This is a genomic window from Nocardioides sp. NPDC087217, from assembly GCF_044744805.1.
Taxonomy (GTDB): Bacteria; Actinomycetota; Actinomycetes; order Propionibacteriales; family Nocardioidaceae; genus Nocardioides.
Window position 1 is genome coordinate 1,327,733 of record NZ_JBIUZB010000002.1, and the last position, 18,329, is coordinate 1,346,061.

Annotated in this window: 14 protein-coding genes; 5 read left to right on the forward strand and 9 right to left on the reverse strand. The window is 69.2% G+C overall.

What is annotated here, in order from left to right; genetic code table 11:
• Positions 1–2: 2 nt before the first annotated feature.
• The 3 genes from uvrC to ACIO3S_RS13825 form a co-directional block, all read right to left on the reverse strand.
• On the reverse strand, positions 3–1,979 hold the full coding sequence (gene uvrC, locus ACIO3S_RS13815; protein ID WP_400464302.1) for an excinuclease ABC subunit UvrC: 1,977 nt from the start codon (positions 1,977–1,979) through the stop codon (positions 3–5).
• 57 nt (positions 1,980–2,036) lie between these two features.
• Complete coding sequence (locus ACIO3S_RS13820) at positions 2,037–3,347, reverse strand: reverse transcriptase family protein (RefSeq protein ID WP_400464305.1); 1,311 nt, start codon at positions 3,345–3,347, stop codon at positions 2,037–2,039.
• Between the two features lie 322 nt (positions 3,348–3,669).
• The gene (locus tag ACIO3S_RS13825; protein ID WP_400464308.1) at positions 3,670–7,596 is read right to left on the reverse strand and encodes a GH92 family glycosyl hydrolase; all 3,927 of its coding nucleotides are present in this window, start codon (positions 7,594–7,596) and stop codon (positions 3,670–3,672) included.
• Positions 7,597–7,828: 232 nt separating this feature from the next.
• Here ACIO3S_RS13825 and ACIO3S_RS13830 point away from each other — a divergent pair, with 232 nt between their 5' ends.
• Complete coding sequence (locus tag ACIO3S_RS13830; RefSeq protein ID WP_400464311.1) at positions 7,829–8,863, forward strand: LacI family DNA-binding transcriptional regulator; 1,035 nt, start codon at positions 7,829–7,831, stop codon at positions 8,861–8,863.
• Positions 8,864–8,923: 60 nt separating this feature from the next.
• Complete coding sequence (locus ACIO3S_RS13835; RefSeq protein ID WP_400464314.1) at positions 8,924–10,207, forward strand: pyridine nucleotide-disulfide oxidoreductase; 1,284 nt, start codon at positions 8,924–8,926, stop codon at positions 10,205–10,207.
• Between the two features lie 121 nt (positions 10,208–10,328).
• Here ACIO3S_RS13835 and ACIO3S_RS13840 read toward each other — a convergent pair whose 3' ends face one another.
• Both ACIO3S_RS13840 and uvrA read right to left on the reverse strand, forming a co-directional pair.
• Positions 10,329–10,751, reverse strand: coding sequence for a Rieske (2Fe-2S) protein (locus tag ACIO3S_RS13840; protein WP_400464317.1), 423 nt, complete (start codon positions 10,749–10,751; stop codon positions 10,329–10,331).
• Between the two features lie 75 nt (positions 10,752–10,826).
• Positions 10,827–13,796: an excinuclease ABC subunit UvrA gene (gene uvrA / locus ACIO3S_RS13845; RefSeq protein WP_400464320.1), complete on the reverse strand. Its 2,970-nt coding sequence runs from the start codon at positions 13,794–13,796 to the stop codon at positions 10,827–10,829.
• A gap of 150 nt (positions 13,797–13,946) precedes the next feature.
• Between uvrA and ACIO3S_RS13850 the strand changes: the two genes are divergently transcribed.
• Complete coding sequence (locus ACIO3S_RS13850) at positions 13,947–14,630, forward strand: MBL fold metallo-hydrolase (RefSeq protein WP_400464323.1); 684 nt, start codon at positions 13,947–13,949, stop codon at positions 14,628–14,630.
• On the opposite strand, the gene ACIO3S_RS13855 is transcribed toward ACIO3S_RS13850, so the two are convergent.
• Both ACIO3S_RS13855 and ACIO3S_RS13860 read right to left on the reverse strand, forming a co-directional pair.
• Positions 14,631–15,107 carry a hypothetical protein gene (locus ACIO3S_RS13855; protein ID WP_400464326.1) on the reverse strand — a complete coding sequence of 159 codons (477 nt, stop codon included), beginning with the start codon at positions 15,105–15,107 and terminating at the stop codon, positions 14,631–14,633. It abuts the gene before it with no gap.
• 110 nt (positions 15,108–15,217) lie between these two features.
• Positions 15,218–15,682, reverse strand: a complete 465-nt coding sequence (locus ACIO3S_RS13860) for a hypothetical protein (protein ID WP_400464329.1) — start codon at positions 15,680–15,682, stop codon at positions 15,218–15,220.
• A 263-nt stretch (positions 15,683–15,945) separates the two neighbouring features.
• On the opposite strand from ACIO3S_RS13860, the gene ACIO3S_RS13865 reads away from it, so the two are divergent.
• Complete coding sequence (locus ACIO3S_RS13865; RefSeq protein ID WP_400464332.1) at positions 15,946–16,266, forward strand: helix-turn-helix domain-containing protein; 321 nt, start codon at positions 15,946–15,948, stop codon at positions 16,264–16,266.
• 24 nt (positions 16,267–16,290) lie between these two features.
• On the opposite strand, the gene ACIO3S_RS13870 is transcribed toward ACIO3S_RS13865, so the two are convergent.
• The gene (locus tag ACIO3S_RS13870) at positions 16,291–16,896 is read right to left on the reverse strand and encodes a ClpP family protease (RefSeq protein WP_400464335.1); all 606 of its coding nucleotides are present in this window, start codon (positions 16,894–16,896) and stop codon (positions 16,291–16,293) included.
• Positions 16,893–17,525 carry a ClpP family protease gene (locus tag ACIO3S_RS13875; protein WP_400464338.1) on the reverse strand — a complete coding sequence of 211 codons (633 nt, stop codon included), beginning with the start codon at positions 17,523–17,525 and terminating at the stop codon, positions 16,893–16,895. Before ACIO3S_RS13875 ends, ACIO3S_RS13870 begins: the two co-directional genes overlap by 4 nt.
• A 120-nt stretch (positions 17,526–17,645) precedes the next feature.
• On the opposite strand from ACIO3S_RS13875, the gene ACIO3S_RS13880 reads away from it, so the two are divergent.
• Positions 17,646–18,314 (forward strand): hypothetical protein, encoded by a 669-nt coding sequence (locus tag ACIO3S_RS13880; RefSeq protein ID WP_400464341.1) that lies wholly within the window; start codon positions 17,646–17,648, stop codon positions 18,312–18,314.
• The last annotated feature ends 15 nt before the right edge of the window (positions 18,315–18,329 follow it).

Consider the following 18,329-nt stretch of genomic DNA (forward strand, 5'->3'; position numbering starts at 1 on the left):
ACCTACTCCTCGATGATCTCGCCGGTGGTGACGTTGATGGCGCTAACCTTGCCATTCTTCGCGGTCTGCTCCACAGCGGTCTTGATCGCTGTCGCGGTGCCGGGGCCGATGCCGGGCACCTGAGCGATCTCCTCCACGGTCGCCGCCTTGAGCTTCTTGAGCGAGCCGAAGTGCTTCATCAGCGTCTTGCGGCGCACCTCGCCGAGGCCGGGTACGTCGTCGAGCAGGCTCTCCACCATGGACTTCGACCGGCGGCCGCGGTGGTGGGTGATCGCGAACCGGTGTGCCTCGTCGCGGACCCGCTGCAGCAGGTAGAGCCCCTCGGAGCTGCGCGGCAGGATCACCGGGTCCTCCTCGTCGGGGACCCAGACCTCCTCGAGCCGCTTGGCCAGGCCGACGACCGGGATGTCGTCGATGCCGAGCTCGGCCAGGGCGCGCTGCGCGGCCGCCACCTGGGGCGCGCCGCCGTCGACGACGACCAGGCCGGGGGCATAGGCGAACTTGCGAGGCCGGCCGGTCTCCGGGTCGACCAGCATCGGACCGCTGGCCCCCTCGACCTCGGTCGAGACGATCGACGTCGACTGCTCGTCGAGAAGCCGCTTGAACCGCCGGGTGATCACCTCGTGCATCGCCTTGACGTCGTCGGAGCCGTCCTGGCCCTTGATGATGAACCGGCGGTATTCGGACTTGCGGGCGAGGCCGTCCTCGAAGACCACCATGCTGGCCACGATCTCGGTGCCCTGCAGGTGGGAGATGTCGTAGCACTCGATGCGGAGCGGCACCTCGTCGAGCTCGAGCGCCTCCTGGATCTCCTCGAGCGCCCGGTTGCGGATGGTCAGATCGCTGGCGCGCTTGGTCTTGTGGAGCGCGAGCGCCTGCTTGGCGTTGTTGGCGACGGTCTCCTGGAGCGTCTTCTTGTCGCCGCGCTGCGGGACCCGGATCCTGACCTTCGCCTTCCGTACGTCCGAGAGCAGGTCCTCGAAGGTCTCGTGGTCGGGCGGGAGCGCCGGGACGAGGATCTCGCGCGGGATCGCCTCCGCATCCTCGCCGGCGTAGAGCTGGAGCAGGAAATGCTCGACCAGGCCGGCGGTGTCGGCGTCGTCCATCCGGTCCGCGACCCAGCCGCGCTGGCCCTTGATGCGGCCACCGCGTACGTAGAAGATCTGCACGCCGACCTCGAGCGGGTCCTCGGCCAGGGCGATCACGTCGGCGTCGGCACCGTCGCCGAGCACCACCGCCTGCTTCTCCAGGGCACGCTGCATCGCGGCGAGATCGTCACGCAGCCGCGCGGCCTTCTCGAAGTCGAGGGCCTCGGACGCGGCGTACATCTCCTTCTCGATCCGCTTGGTGAAGGTCGTGGTGTGGCCGGCCATGAAGTCGCAGAAGTCGTCGACGATCTCGCGGTGCTCCTCGGCGGAGATGTTGCCGACGCACGGGGCGGTGCACTTGTCGATGTAGCCGAGCAGGCAGGGACGGCCGATCTGCTGCGAGCGCTTGAAGACGCCGTTGCTGCACGAGCGCATCGGGAAGACCCGCAGCAGGATGTCGACGGTCTCGCGGATCGCCCAGGCGTGGCCGTAGGGGCCGAAGTATCTGGTGCCCTTGCGCTTGGCCCCGCGACCGACCATGACCCGCGGGAACTCCTCGCCGACGGTGACCGCGAGCCACGGGTAGGACTTGTCGTCGCGGTACTTGACGTTGAACCGCGGGTCGAACTCCTTGATCCAGGTGTATTCGAGCTGGAGCGCCTCGATGTCGTTGTTGACCGTCGTCCACTCGACACTCGCCGCGGTGGTGACCATCGTCGCCGTGCGCGGGTGGAGCGACGGGATCGGCTGGAAGTAGTTCGCGAGCCGCTGGCGCAGGTTGATCGCCTTGCCGACATAGATCACCCGCCCCTTGGGGTCGCGGAACCGGTAGACCCCTGGCTGGGTGGGGATGTCTCCAGCTCGGGGGCGATAGCTCTGCGGATCGGGCACGCCGTCAGCCTATCGGCGGGCACCGACACTCGAACCGCGCCCGGCGGGCCGTACCTGTCAGCGGCTCCAGTCGATCGCGTCGAGCTCGGCCAGCAGCCGGGCGCCGCGTACGGGATCGTGCTGGGCCACCCAGGAGACACGGCCGCGCAGATGCTCCTCGAACGCCGGGACCTGGTCGCGGTTCTGTGTGCTCGGGCCATGGCGGCGGCAGTTATGGAGGATCGCGCGGAGAAGGTCGACATCCTCACGTGGCACGCGGGGTCGATCGTTCACGACCAGCCCGGCCAACCGCTGACGGCCACCGCGTGGCATCACGCCGGTCTTGCGCGGGTTGAGCCGGAAACCCTCATCACGCACGATCTCCTCGATCGCGTCGAGCAACCGCGAGGTGCCATGCCCCCAGCCGGCCTCCCCCGAGAACGCCAGGTCGTCGGCGTACCGGGTGTAGCGGCCGCCCCATGAGCGGGCGAGAGCGGTGAGTCGGACATCGAGGCCGTACGCGGTGAGGTTGGCCAGTGCGGGCGACGTCGGTGCACCCTGGGGCAGATGGGGTGCGGCCAGCCGGCGGCCGAGCCGCCAGTGGGCATCTAGAAGCTCTTCCTCTGCGGGGCGCGGGACCGCTCGCCAGGCCCCACGCGGCAGTACGCAGGTGGTCAGTCCGGCCAGGCAGTGCGCGACCGGTTCGGGATAGCCCGCCGTGCGCCAAGTGCCATAGACCCGAGAGACGCTCACGCTGGCGAAGAACGCCTCCAGATCCAGGCGCAGGACGATCGGCCGGCCGGCATGCGGTACGGCGTACGACCTCACCGATCCACCCGGCCGGAAGCCACGAGCCGCATCGTGCGGCGGGATCCGCGAGACGATCCGGTCCAGGAGCAGCCGCTGGATGGCCCGCAGCCGGGGCTTGGGTGCCTCGAGCACGCGGATCGCGCCGCTCGGAGCGGTCCGGTGGCTGATCCGGTAGTGCTGGAGCCGGGGCTCGTCGGCGGCTCGGGCCCAGCGCCGCAGGTCGGCGAACCAGTCCAGCTCGGCTGCGGTCACGTCGAGGAAGGCAGCGACCGAAGCCAAGTCGTCGAGCCCAGGCAGGGCCCAACGGTTGGTGACCATCCGGGTCCCTGCCACCGGCTGGGTGACCGGGCCGACGGCTACCGCCTTGTCGGCTGCTGGCAGGCTGCGCAGGACCATGGCGAGCTCGCGCGGCCGGTCGTGGGGCGGCCGGGGATAGAGCTCGAGCGCCTGCGTCGCCAAGGAGCGCAGCCAGGCCAGGCGTCGCCCGAGGACGACCGCGCCGCTCGCGACCAGGCCGTCGCGGGTCCACTCCCCCGCCAGGAAGCCCGCCGCCAACGCCCGCGCCAAGTCGGCTCTCACCGCGGCGGCCAGGGGCCATGAGCACCGCTGGAGTGCGGCAGCGCTGCTCGACCTGTCCCGTCGTGCGCGCGGCGACCTGCAGCGGAGCGCAGCCTGTCGCGCGCGGTGCCGTGCCCGGACGTACCGGTGACCCCCGGGGTAGCCCCGGGGAGGCTGACCGGTGTCACGCACCGGCTCGCCGTCTCGAGATGACGCTGCCGCACGTCAGCACGATAACGTCCCCAGACGTGGTGGCCGTCCGCAACCGGCCGCGCGCTGGGATTCCGTCGAGGATCGGCTGATGCCCGACCGGTGTGGGCCGGGCATCAGCTCACCCGACGGGCTAGCCCAGCAACTCCACCTCCGAGAGCGTGATCGGCTCGCCGGACGTACCGGTGAACTCGATCCGGATCCGGTTGAACCTCGACTCCGACTCGAGCTTGAACGGCCGGGTGGCCTGCTGCCAGGCGAACTCCTCACCCGAGCGCCGGTCGAGGACCTTCCAGTCGGTGCCGTCGTTGGACCCCTTGACGACCCAGCCGCTCGGCGAGCGGCCGTCGGCGCCGTTGGTGAGGGTGTAGAAGGAGACCGGCACCCTGGTCCCGGAGAACCGGTACTCCACCCAGCCGTCACCGGCCACGGTCGTCTGGGTCCCGGAGTCGTTGTCCACCAGTCTCTCGCCATCGTTGCCACTGGCCGAGACCGTGCCCTTGCCCGCACCGGACTTGTCGGCGATCGGCGTTGCCGGCTCCGAGCCAGTGGTCAGCGAGGGCGGGACGGCGTTGGGCGAGGTGCCCCAGCGCGACGGCTTCGAGCCCATGTCGAACTCGATGGTGCCGCCGTCGGCGAGCTCCTGGTGGGAGACGTACGTCTTGTCCCAGGTCTTGCCGTCGATCCTGACGCCCTGGACGTAGATGTTCTCGTTGCTGTTCTTCGGTGCCTTGATCACCAGGTCCTTGCCGCCCTCGAGGTGGAGGGTGGCCTTGGTGAACTGCGGCGAGCCGAGCACGAGGTTCTCGCTGCCCATCTGGAGCGGGTAGAGGCCGAGGGCGGCGAAGAGGTACCACGCCGAGGTCTCGCCGTTGTCCTCATCGCCGGCGTAGCCCTGCCCGATCTCGGAGCCGGTGTACATCCGGCGCAGGGTCTCGCGGACGATCTTCTGCGTCTTCCAGGGCTGCCCGGTGTAGCTGTACATCCACGGGATGTGGTGGCTGACCTGGTTGGAGAAACCCCACTGCCCCATGCGTACGTCACGGGCCTCACGGATCTCGTGGATGATGCCGCCGTAGGACCCCGGGTACTCCCCCGTCTCCGGGGTCGCGAAGAACGTGTCCAGCTTCTTCGCGAGCCCGCCGCGACCGCCGTAGAGGTTGGCCAGGCCCTGGCCGTCCTGCGGGGTGTGGAACGCGAAGTTCCAGCCGTTGGTCTCGGTGTAGTCGTGGTCGCTCCCCCAGATCAGCGGGTTGTAGTCGGCCGGCGACTTCTTGAAGGTGCCGTCGGCGTTGCGGCCCTGGAAGAAACCCACCTTGGGGTCGAAGGTGTTGACGTAGTTGCGGGCCCGGCCGAGGAAGTACTCCGACTCCTCCCGCAGCCGCTTCCGCTCGGCCGAGGAGATTCCGTCACGCTCGGCGAGCTTCGCGGCCATGTTCCCGATGCCGTAGTCGTTGATGTAGCCCTCGAGCCCCCAGGAGACGCCCTCGCTCACGGCCGCCGGCGTGTAACCGAGGAACACCGAGGTCTGCATGCCCTTGCGACCGACGTTGGAGTTGGTCGCGGAGCCCGGCGGCCGGACGGTGGCGTTCTTCACGGCGGCCGCATAGGCGGCCTCGGCGTCGATCCCCTCCACACCCTTGACGTACGCGTCGGCGAAGGAGACGTCCGAGCTGGTGCCGGTCATCAGGTTGGCGTAGCCCGGTGAGGACCAGCGCGAGATCCAACCGTTGTCCTTGTACTGCTGCACGAAGCCGTTGACCATCTCGGCCGCCTGGCTCGGCTCCAGGAGCGAGTAGGCCGCCCAGGTGGTGCGGTAGGTGTCCCAGAAGCCGTTGTTCACATAGACCTTGCCGTCCTTGATCTCGGCCCCGGTGTGAGTGGGCGTCGTGCCCGGCGGGTTGGTGTCACCGGAGGTGGACTGCACGGCGTGCTTCCAGACCGGCTCGTCCTCGGTGCCGGTGTTCTCATGCCCCGAGTTCGGGTAGAGGAAGAGCCGGGCGAGGTTGGAGTAGACGGTCGTCTTCTGGTCCTCGGTCGCACCCTGGATGTCGAGCACGTCGAGCTTGTCCTGCCACAGTGCCTTCGCCTTCTCCTTGACCGTGTCGAAGGAGTCGTCGCCGACCTCGAGCTCGAGGTTGCGCTTGGCCTGGTCGATGCCGATCAGGCTCGTGGCGATGCGCATCGTCACGGTCCGGTCCGCGCCGGCGTCGAAGGCGAGATGGCCCTGTACGTTCGGGCGCTCGCCGGTAGCGTACTTGCCGCCGCCGGTGACCGGCTGGTCGAAGGTCGCGTAGACGTACATCCGGGTCGCGCCGTTGGACAGGCCGCTGCGGGTGTCGGTGAACCCGGTCAGCGTCCCGGCCGCCGGGTCGAGGGTCAGCCCGCCGTCGTTGTTGACGTTGTCGAACACCAGCCGCGCGGAGTCGCCGGGGTAGGTGAAGCGGAAGACGGCCGCATGGTCGGTCGGTGCGATCTCGGCGCTCTGCCCGTTGTCGAAGCCGACCTTGTAGTAGTGAGGACGGGCGGTCTCGTTCTCGTGATCGAAGGTGAGCTCACGCGCGTTGCGGCCCGGGTCGGGGACGCCCTCGGCGGCCGACGGCATCACCTGGAAGGTCTGCCGGTCACCCATCCACGGGCTGGTCTCGTGGCTCAGCGTCAGCGCCTGCAGGCTGGTCCGGTTCTGAGCGTCGTTGTCCTGGTGGTAGCGGTAGAACCACGACAACGAGCCGGCGTTGGTCATCGGCGCCCAGAAGTTGAAGCCGTGCGGGACCGCGGTGGCCGGGATGTTGTTGCCCCGCGAGAAGCTGCCGCTGGACTGGGTGCCACGGGTGGTGACGGCGTAGTCGACGCGGCTGGTCCCCTCCGGCGCCTCGGGGGATGCGGTGATCTCGATGTCGTCGTACCAGCCACGGAACTTCGTCGGGCCGCTCGGGGCGTCGACGGCGACCAGGATCCGGTCGATCGTCCTGCCCGCGGCGACCTCGCCGATGACGGAGGTCCTCTTGTTCCACTGGTTGGTGTAGAGCGACTTCGACTCGCCCTGGCCCTCCGGGGACAGTACGTAGCCCTGCTCATCGCGCGCGCCGAGCTCCGAGAGCAGGGTCCCGTCGGTGAACGCCAAGTCGACGGCCGTGTAGGTGCTCGGGTAGCTCAGGTCGCCCTCGATGAACTCCGGGAAGACCAGGTAGGACAGCTCGGTCTCGGCGCCGACCGGGATGTCGACGTCGAAGACGCGGTTGTAGGAGTGGCCCTTGTCGGCGGTGATCTTGCCGGCGTACTCGAAGGCGTGCACGCCGGTGAAGCCGACCTTCGACTTCGCGGCGTACGCCGAGGCGGGACCGTCGTCGGGGTGGCTCGTCATGTTCTTCAGCGGTGGCGGGGGCTCGGAGCCGTCGGAGAGCTGCCACTCGGCGAGCTGGATGATGCCGCCGCTCTGGTTGGCGGAGATGTCGATGCGGTAGTGGGAGTACGCCTGCGGCGAGGCGATCTCGAACTCACGGGTCTGGAAGCGCTCGTCCCAGGACTGGCCGGTCCGCGTGTCGACGGTCGTCCAGGTCTGGCCGTCGGTGGAGCCCTGGATCACCCAGTTCTTGGGGTCACGTTCGGCGGCGTCGTTGGCCGAGGTGAGGGCGTACCTGACGACGTTGACGGGCTGGTCGAGCTCGATCTGCACCCAGCCGGTGGTCGCGAAGGTGAGCCACTTGGTGTTGATGTCGCCGTCGACGAGCTCGGCGGCCCCCTCGCCCGAGCCGGAGTTCTCTCCGCTGGCGGAGACGCCGGTGATGTGCTCGGAGATGTCGCCGGGGATGCCGAAGGGGTCGGGTCCGGTGACGCCCGCGGTGCGTGGGTGGCCGTCGTCATCGGTGTCGACGAGGTCGGCCCAGCTGGGCTGCGGGTCGTCCTCCTCGAAGGAGGTGGCCCAGTCGCCGCCCTCGGCGGCCCGCTGGGGATCGGCGGTGTTGCTCCTCGGGGCCGAGGGCTCAGGTGCCTCCGGCGTCGCGAGCGCTGGTGCGGTGCCGCTCATGGCAGCCATCAGCGCCGCCGTCGCGGCGATCATCGCGGCCAGGCGGGCCCGGCCTCTCGTTCTGCGTGGTACGTCCCAACGATGCATCGGTGTGATCTCCTTCACATGGGGGCCATCCCAGATGGAACCGTGAGATGACAACGTTGTCAACGGCGTTGTCGAAGGATTTACGCGTGCGCTCTGTGGATTCCTCGCGATTTGTGCCGACACACGGGAAGAATCGAGACATCGTTGTCGCGCTCGGATCGACGTCTACGCTGAGCACGTGGCATCACCCTCGTCCGAGCAGACCCGTCAGCAGCGCCGCCCGACCATGAAGGACGTCGCGGCGTCGGCCGGGGTGAGCCTGAAGACCGTCTCACGGGTGGTCAACGGCGAGTCGAACGTCAACGACGACCTACGCGCGGCAGTGCTCGAGTCGATCGCCAAGCTCGGCTTCCGGCGCAACGCCAGCGCACGCGATCTCCGGCAGGGACGGTCGGGCACCGTCGGACTGCTGCTCGAGGACGTAGCCGACCCGTTCTACTCGATCCTGTCCCGCGCGGTCGAGGAGGTCGCCCGGGAGCACGGGACGATGGTCTTCGCCGGATCCTCGGCCGAGGACGCCGACCGGGAGCGCGAGCTAGCTCTCGCGTTCTGCGAGCGACGCGTCGACGGGCTGATCGTCGTGCCGGCCGGCACCAGCCACTCCTACCTCCTCCCCGAAATGCGGGCCGGTATCCCGGTCGTGTTCGTCGACCGGCCGCCCGGGGACATCGAGGCCGACATGATCCTCACCGACAACCGCGGTGGCAGCCGGCGCGGCGTCGAGCATCTGCTCACTCACGGACATCGCCGCATCGGCTTCATCGGCGACGCGCCGGAGATCTACACGGCCGGGGAGCGCCTGCGCGGCTACCGCGAGGCGCTCGAGGCCGCCGGGATCCCCTTCTCCGACGATCTCGTCACGCAGGCGCCTCCGTCACCCGCGTCGACCGCCGACGCACTGGACCGGCTGCTCGACGGACCGTCACCGGCGACGGCGCTGCTGTGCGGCAACAGCCGCACCACCGTCAGCGTGCTCCGTGAGCTCGCCCGGCGCTCCACGCGACTGGCCCTGGTCGGGTTCGACGACGTCGAGCTCGGTGACCTCCTCCAGCCGGGACTCACGGTCGTCGCCCAGGATCCCGGGGCGATGGGCGCGGCCGCCGCGCGACTCCTCTTCCAGCGCATCGCCGGCGACACCGCCGGCCCACCCCAGACGGTCACCATCGGCGCCCGGCTGATCCCCCGGGGCTCCGGCGAGCTCCCGGCTCCCTGAGTCTGGGGAAATCTGCCGCGTCGGCCTGGGTTTTAAAGTCTAGTGGTCTAGTATGGTTATGTGCCTTGTCGTGACCGCTACGGATACGCGCTGACCACCAGCGACGAAGCTGCCCTGGCCTACTCCCAGGGGCTGCTCGACGTGCTTCGTCTACGGGACGGCGCCCTCGCCTCCTTCGCGGCCTCGATCGTCCTCGACCCGACGTTCGCGCTCGGACACGCCGCGCTGGCACTGCTGGGCCACGAGATGTGCGCGCCCGTCGACGTCGGCGCTCGCCTGAAGCAGGCCAGGCTGCACGCCCGGCGGGCGACCGAGCGCGAGCGCAGCCACGTGCACGCGGTCGAGGCCCACATCGGCGGCAATCCGCGGCCACTGATCGACCACCTGGCGGCTTTCCCGCGAGACGCGCTGCTGCTCTCGACCGCGGTGCCGACCATCGCCTTCGCCGGGGCCACCGAGGTGCCTGAGGAGGCATGGGCGATCGTCGAACGTGCCAGGCCCGCCTACGGTGACGACTGGTGGTTCGCCGGCCTGCTCGCTTTCGTACGCCAGGAGCAGCGGCGCTTCGACGACGCGATGTCGCTCTCCTGTGCCTCGCTGGCGGTGGAGCCCAGCGCCGGCCACTCCGCCCACGCCCGCGCACACGCCCACTACGAGACCGGCGACCACGAGGCCGGACTCACCTGGATGTCCTCGTGGGTGCTCGGCGACGGCGCCCAGATCGACTCGCTCTCCCACTTCTCCTGGCACGCCGCGCTGCACGAGCTCTCGCTGGGCGACCTGGAAGCCGTACGCCGCCGCTACGAGACCCAGCTTCAGCCCGGCCACGCGCTGGGCTGTCGTGCGCTGGTCGACTCCGGCTCGTTGCTCTTCCGGTGGGCGCTCACGCCGGGTGCTCACGACGTTCCCGACATCGCCGAGGTCGTACGCGTCACCGGCCGCGAGACGATGATCCGGCCCGCCACCCCGTTCCTGGCCATGCACACCGCGGTCACGCACCTCGCCACCGGTGACGCCGGTGCGCTCGACGAGCTGAGGTCGTGGGCCGCCGGGCACGTACATCCGACCATGGCCACGGTCGTCTCCCCGCTCGCCGAGGCGCTGGGGATGATGGCCCGCGACGAGAACTCGGCTGCCGCCGACCGGCTCGCCGCGCTCGCGCCGTCGATCCGCCGTCTCGGCGGCTCCGACGCGCAGCGGGAGATCATCGAGGAGGCCCGCATCGCCGCCCTGCTCCGTGCCGACCGCTGGGACGAGGCTCGGGTCCTTCTCGATGCCCGTCTCGACCGCCGCCGCTCTCCGCGCGACGAGCTGTGGCGGGCACAGGCGCTCGCACGCGCCTGATCGGCCCCGCCGAATCCTCAGTTGTGGGTGACGAAGGTCGACAATCGTCACCCACAACTCACCACTCGGTGGCCACAACTACAGATTCGCACCCCACAGGTGAGGATTCGGCCGCGGTGGCTCAGCTGGGAACGATCTCGCCGTCGGTGACCTCGAAGGCGACCTCCTCCAGTGCACTCGTAGCCGGGCCCTGCGTTACCGAGCCGTCCTCGATCGAGAATCGGCTGCCGTGACACGGGCAGTCGATGGTGCCGCCGGCGACCTTCGTGACCGGGCAGCTCCGATGGGTGCAGATCGCGGAGAAGACCTTGAACGTGCCCTCGGTCGGCTGGGTGGCCACCAAATTGCGGTCGGCGACGATCACTCCCCCGCCGACCGGGACCTCGCTGGTCGCGACCAGCGGGCCGCTGCCACCTGACCCGCCGTCACCCGAGGGGCCGGTGTCGCCGTCACCGCTGCCGCATGCTGCCAGGAGAGGGACGCCGACCGCGGTCATCGCGGTGCCGGTGACGACCTTCCGCCGGGTGATTCGAGATTCACTCATGCCGCCCAGAATAGGCGCGCCGGCGACGCACGTCCCTCGCCGAGCGCAAACCTTCTGGCAAATCTCGATCTCGGGTCAGGACGCGCTGACCTTCTTCCGCGTCGCCGGTGCCTTCTTGGCCGGTGTCTTCTTGGTCGCCGTCTTCTTGGCCGGCTCTGCCTTCGCCTTCACCGGCTTGTCAGGCGGCTGCTCGGCGGCCTTGCCGTCGAGCAGCGGGGCGAGGAAGCCGCCGGTGTGGCTGCCAGGGGTCGCGGCGACGGTCTCGGGAGTGCCCTCGGCGATCACCGTGCCGCCACGGTTGCCGCCCTCCGGACCCATGTCGATGATCCAGTCGGCGGTCTTGATCACGTCGAGGTTGTGCTCGATCACCAGCACCGTGTTGCCCTTGTCGACCAGCGAGGAGAGGACGCCGATGAGCTTGCGGATGTCCTCGAAGTGGAGGCCGGTGGTCGGCTCGTCGAGGACGTAGAGGGTCTTGCCGGTCGAGCGCTTCTGCAGCTCGGCGGAGAGCTTGACCCGCTGTGCCTCACCACCCGACAGCGTCGTCGCGGGCTGCCCCAGCCGCACGTAGCCCAGGCCGACCTCGACCAGGGTCTTCATGTGGCGCGCGATCGCGGGCACGGCGGCGAAGAACTCCACCGCCTCCTCGATCGGCATGTCGAGCACCTCGGCGATCGACTTGCCCTTGTAGTGGACCTCGAGCGTCTCGCGGTTGTAGCGCGCACCGTGGCAGACCTCGCACGGGACGTAGACATCGGGCAGGAAGTTCATCTCGATCTTGATCGTGCCGTCACCCGAGCAGGCCTCGCAGCGGCCGCCCTTGACGTTGAACGAGAACCGGCCCTGCAGGTAGCCCCGCATCTTGGCCTCCGGGGTGGAGGCGAAGAGCTTGCGGATGTGGTCGAAGACACCGGTGTAGGTGGCCGGGTTGGACCGCGGCGTACGCCCGATCGGGGACTGGTCGACGTGGATCACCTTGTCGACGTTGTCCAGGCCGGAGATCTTGGTGTGCCGGCCCGGAACCGTGCGGGCGCGGTAGAACTCCTTGGCCAGGGCGGTGTAGAGGATGTCGTTGACGAGCGTCGACTTGCCCGAGCCGGAGACGCCGGTGACCGCGAGGAAGAGCCCCAGCGGGAAGGTGACGTCGATGTCCTTGAGGTTGTTCTCCTTGGCCCCGTGGACGGTCAGCTCGCGCCCGGCGGTGCGGGGGCGGCGTACGGCCGGGACGGCGATCTCGCGGCGGCCAGCCAGATACTGACCGGTCACCGACTGCTCGTTGGCGAGCAGCTCCTCGACCGTGCCGGAGTGGATCACCTGTCCGCCGTGCTCGCCCGCGCCGGGGCCGATGTCGACGACCCAGTCGGCGACCTTGATGGTGTCCTCGTCGTGCTCGACGACGATCAGGGTGTTGCCGAGCCGCTTGAGCCGCTCGAGGGTCTCGATCAGCCGGTGGTTGTCGCGCTGGTGGAGGCCGATGGACGGCTCGTCCAGCACGTAGAGGACGCCGACCAGACCGGAGCCGATCTGGGTCGCGAGCCGGATCCGCTGGGCCTCACCGCCGGAGAGCGATCCCGAGGGCCGCTCCAGGGAGAGATAGTCGAGGCCGACGTCGAGGAGGAAGCGCAGCCGCGCCTGGATCTCCTTGAGGACCTGCTCGGCGATCTGCCGCTCCCGGCCGCTGAGCTCGACCTGGTCGAGCCACTCCGCGGCCTCGTTGATCGGCAGCGCGCACAGCTCGGCGATGTTGAGACCGCCCTCGCTCCGCTCACCGAGCGTCACCGAGGTCGAGACGGGCTTGAGCCGGGTGCCCTTGCAGGTCGGGCACGGCACCTGGCGCATGTAGCCCTCGAAGCGCTCCCGGGTGGTGTCGGACTCGGCCTCCTTGTGGCGGCGCTCCACCCAGCGGCGTACGCCCTCGAACTCGGCGTCGTAGGAACGGCGGCGGCCGTAGCGGTTGACCGAGACCACGTGCACCTTGCGTCCGTGACCGTCGAGGATCGCCTTCTGACCGGCGGCTGGGATGTCGTCCCACGGGGTGTCCAGGTCGAAGCCGAGCTCACCGCCGAGAGCCTCCAGGAGGCGCAGGAAGTATTCGGCGACGTGGGCCTGGGACCAGGGCTGCAGCGCGCCTTCGGCGAGGGTGGCTGCCGGGTTGGGGACGACCAGCTCGGGGTCGACCTCCATCCGCGTGCCGAGGCCCGTGCAGGCCGGGCAGGCGCCGAACGGCGAGTTGAACGAGAACGACCGCGGCTCGAGCTCGTCGGTGTCGAGCAGGTGGTCGTTGGGACACGACATCCGCTCGGAGAACTTCATCTGCTCGCCTGTGTCGACGAAGTCGAAGACGACCAGACCGCCGGCCAGCTCCAACGCGGTCTCGACCGAGTCGGTCAGCCGTCGCTTGGAGGACTCCTTGACCGCGAGCCGGTCGATGACCACCTCGATGGTGTGCTTCTTCTGCTTCTCCAGCTTGGGCGGCGCGTCGAGCTGGTGGGTCTCGCCGTCGACCCGCACCCGGGAGTACCCCTGCTGCTGCAGCTGGCTGAAGAGCTCGACGTACTCCCCTTTGCGGGCCCGGATCACCGGGCTCAGCACCTGGAAGCGGCGCCCCTCCTCCAGCGTGAGCACGTGGTCGACGATCTGCTGCGGCGTCTGCCGCTCGATCGGCGCACCACAGGTCGGGCAGTGCGGACGGCCCGCGCGCGCGTAGAGCAGACGCAGGTAGTCGTAGACCTCGGTGATGGTGCCGACCGTCGAGCGCGGGTTCTTCGAGGTCGACTTCTGGTCGATCGACACCGCCGGGGAGAGCCCCTCGATGAAGTCGACGTCCGGCTTGTCCATCTGGCCGAGGAACTGTCGAGCGTACGCCGACAGCGACTCGACGTAGCGCCGCTGGCCCTCCGCGAAGATGGTGTCGAACGCGAGGCTCGACTTACCGCTTCCGGACAGGCCGGTGAACACGATCATCGAGTCCCGAGGCAGGTCGAGGGAGACATCCTTGAGGTTGTGCTCCCGGGCTCCCCGGATGATCAGCTGCTGCTCCGCCACGTTCTTTCCTCGTCCAGTGCTTATCGCATCGCGCTACCGCGTCGAACAGATGTTCGCATCATACGACGCTGGGAAGACTCCCAGACGGCACCCTCTCACGGAGCACCGACATTTTACTTCTGGTCGTGTCCGACGTGCTTGCATAGGCGTATGAGCGATGCCCCTACCACTTATACAGGCGCGGTGAAACCGGGCGGCCCGGCGGACGTACGCGAGCTCGGCCGACTGACCGTCACGAAGGTCGCCGTCGACGCGCAGATGTCCAACAACTGCTACCTGCTGCGCTGCCGAACCACCGGCCAGCAGCTTCTCATCGACGCCGCCGCCGAGCCGGAGACCCTGCTCCCCCTCATCGGCGGCGAGCTGGCCACCCTCGTCACCACCCACCAGCACTGGGACCACCACCGAGCCCTGGCCGACGTGACCGCCGCAACCGGCGCCGCCACGCTCGCCGGGGAGCCCGATGCCGCCGCGATCACGGAGGCCACCGGCGTACCCATCTCTCGCACGCTCTCCCACGGAGAGACGGTCGCCGTCGGCGATTGCACCCTCGAGGTCATCGCGCTGCGTGGGCACACGCCCGGGTCTGTCGCTCTCGTCTACCGCGACCCCGAGGGCACGCCTCACCTGTGGACCGGCGACAGCCTGTTCCCGGGCGGCGTCGGAAACACGCAGCAGGATCCCGTACGTTTCACCCAGCTGCTCGACGATGTCGAGGAGCGCATCTTCGGCACCCTCCCCGGCGAGACCTGGTTCTACCCCGGCCACGGCGACGACTCCACGCTCGGCGCCGAGCGTCCCCATCTGGCCGAGTGGCGCGAACGGGGATGGTGACTACGGCTCCGTAGTCGGAGTCGCGGTCTCCGTCGGCGTCGGATCCGTGGACGGATCGGCCGACTCGGTCGGCTCGGCGGTCGGCTCCGGCTCCGTCGTAGGCGTGGGCCTGGAGGTGGGAGTCGAGCCACTGGTCTCGGCGGGCTCCTCCGGCTCACGCGACGCCGTCGGCCGGTCCGGGCCGCCGGCCGTGGAGGGGTCGGTCTCCCCCGGTTCGTACGTTGAACCGTCACGATCGTCCGCCGCGCCGTGCGGACGCGACGAATAGCCGGCGTAGGGCTCCTTCGACGGCTTCGAGCCGGGCGGCGGCAGCGGATCCACGTCGGGATAGACGTTCCCGACGTCCTCATAACCCGTGACCGGGTCACGATCGGATCGCTCAGCCTGCGCCAAGCCGGCGATGAGGACGACCACCCCGAGACCGGTGATGACCCCGCCGGTCAGGATGCCTGCCACGGCGACCTGCTTGCTCTGCAACTCGACTCCCTGTACCCGCCCCGCGCATGGTGTGGCGCACAGCGTAGGGCAGCGCCGCCGCGAGCGTTACCCACCCGGGGGCATCGCGGCCGGTGCTCGAGGAGCCGAGGTCAGTCGGTCGGGCTCTCGCTCGGCGACTCGCTGGGCTCGCTCGGCGACTCGGTCGGCTCGCTCGGCGACTCAGTGGGGTCGTCGCTCGGCGACTCGCTGGGGTCACTGGGGCTATCGCTCGGCGACTGGCTGGGCTCGCTCGGCGACTCGGTCGGCCTGCCCGTCGGCCTCGGCTCCGACGGCACCTGAGTAGGTCGCGCCGGGAGCGGCATGTAGCCGTCTGCCGACTCCTCGACCGACCGCGGGCTCGCCGGGACCGGCTCAGCCACCTCGGGAACCTCGCTCCCGGGACCCATCTGGCTGGGAGGACCAGCCTGCGACGGCGTCGAGGACGACTTCGACTTCTCCAGCGGCGCCACCGGCGAGATCAGGCTGACCCCGGACTCGTCCGTGGCGTAGTGATGACCTGGCTCTTCCGCTCCGGCGTTGCCGACGATCAGGCCACCAATCCCGATGCTCGTCATGGCCAGCCCCGTTGCCATTCCAGCCAAGGCGATCTGCTTGCGATGCAACACGATTCCCCCGTGATACCAACGACTCGACAAGTTCTCTGGTCGTGCACAGTAGACCTACAAAGATCGAAACTGTGCGACCACTATCGGAGTGTCGGGCCTCGCTGGCAAGTCCTTGTCATCTATCGTTCGACCGATATAACCCCTGGTAAGAGGTATGTTCGCCCGGCGCGAACGGTCCGTCCGGGCCTCGGGTGGGGCGCTAGTGTGTTGGCATGGGCGAAGTGATCAGGTTTCCCGGCCATCCGCTGCCGGACCGCGACAAACCGGCGCCGCTGTGGCGTGAGGCCGCCGGCCAGGTGATCCGCGAGGAGCGGTCCCGCCAGGAGCGCACCCTCGCCGACGTCGCCGACGATGCCGGTGTCTCGACGCAGTATCTCTCCGAGATCGAGCGCGGCCGCAAGGAGCCGAGCTCCGAGATGCTCGAGGCGGTTGGGGGCGCGCTGGGCCTCGGCCTCGTCGACCTCACCGAGCGGGTCACCCGCACACTGCGCGCGGGCGCCCGCCCGTCCGGCCCGATGGCTCTCGCCGCCTGACCCGGAGGGCCAGGTCGACCCAGGTCATACCGAAGCGAGCTTGCGGCTCTCCAGCACTGCGTCCACCAAGCCGTACGTCACTGCTTCTTTGGCGCCTAGGACGAGGTCGCGCTCGGTGTCGGCGTGGATCTGGTCGGTGTCGTGGCCGGTGTGGCGCGCCAGCAGCGCGTCCATCTCGGCCCGCACCCGGCCGATCTCCTTCGCCGCGACCTGCAGGTCGGTGACATCGCCCCGCTGACCGTCCTGGCCCGGCTGCTGCAGCACGACCCGCGCGTGCGGGAGGATCGTACGCCGCCCCGGCTCCCCCGCAGCCAGCAGCACGGCCGCGGAGCCTGCAGCCTGGCCCACGCAGGTGGTCGCCACCGGGGAACGCAGGAACTGCATCGTGTCGTAGATGCCCAGCATCGCGGTCGGATCACCGCCGGGCGAGTTGAGATAGAGCTCGATCTGCCTGTCGGGCGCGTCCGACTCCAGGTGGATCAGCTGCGCGATGACCACATTGGCGACCCCGTCGTCGATCGGCGTACCGAGGTAGACGATCCGGTCCGAGAGCAGGCGACTGTAGACATCGAGCGCCCGCTCGCCACGTGGGGTCTTCTCGATGACGGAAGGAATCGTGTACGAGCTCATCGGGCACCCCCGGCCGCGGAGAGACCGAAGGCGACGCTGCGCTGCTGCACCGGCGTCACCGACTGCACGTCGTTGAGCACCTCGTCCACGAACCCGTACTCGCGCGCCTCCTCGGCGGTGAACCACCGGTCGCGCAGCGAGTCCTGGTCGATCTGCTCGACGCTCTGACCGGTGTGGGCGGCGGTGATCCGGAGCATCTGCTCGGTCATCCGCGCCAGCCGCGCGGCCTGCACCTCGATGTCGGCCGCCGAGCCGCCGATCCCCGCGGACCCCTTGTGCAGCAGCACCTCGGTGTGCGGCAGGACGTAGCGCTTGCCCGGAGTCCCGGCGGTGAGCAGGAACTGCCCCATGCTGGCCGCCATCCCCATCCCCAGCGTGGAGACGTCGTTGGGGATCAGGTGCATCACGTCGTAGATCGCCATCCCGGCCGTCACCGAGCCGCCGGGCGAGTTGATGTAGAGGGAGATGTCGCGGTGCGGATCCTCGGCGCTGAGCAGGAGCAGCTGCGCGCAGATCCGGTTCGCGATCGCGTCATCCACCTCCTGGCCGAGCACGATGATCCTCTGGTTCTGCAGTCGTGCCGTGAGCTGCTCGTCGAGCGGCCCGGCCGCCACTGGTGTCTGAGTCATGCTGTCGAGCCTGACTCAGGCGTGAGCCGCGATCCAGCGATTCTGCCGGGAGCAGATCTGCCCTGAGCAGATCACCCGGTCGAGCCCCACAACAGCCGAGGCTGCGGCACACTCTCACCCGTGCTCGCCGATATCGAGGTCGTCCACGTCCTGGCCGCAGGACTGCTTGCGTACACCAGCTACGCCGCCGTGGTCGCGACGGTGACGGGAGTCAGGATGCGCAGGCTCACTCGGGACTCCGGCCCCGACACCGCGTACGTCGCACTGTGTGCGAGCCACGGCTGGACGTACGCGAGTCGTGACGAGGGCCTGCCGGCGAGATTCCAGATGATGCCGACGCGCATGGACTCCGCGGTCCCCGAGCCGAAGGCGGTCAACGTGGTCACCGGCACCTACGCCGGCCTGGCGTTCCTCTCCTACGAGCACAGGTCGTTCGAGAGGGAACGCCTGGTCCAGGGGCTCTACCGCTACCGCACGGAGTCCCTCCATCTGGTCGGGTTCGACCTCGAGCACCTCCACCCGTGGCTGCACCTGCAGCCGAGGCGCCGCAGCGACAGCTTCGAGCGCGCGTACGCCGTGGAGACGACCCGCACGTCGTTCTCCAGGGCCGTCCTCCACGACGAGATGCGCGATCACCTCCTCCGCAGCAGGGCCCGCTACCAGTTCGACGGGACGTGGCTGGTCATGGTCGTCGACGGGCCCGCACGGCCGGATGACCTCGAACCACGGCTGGCCGACCTGACCGCCTTTCTCGACCTCGTTCCCGATCACCTTCTGAACCGCTACTGACCGACCTCGTACGCT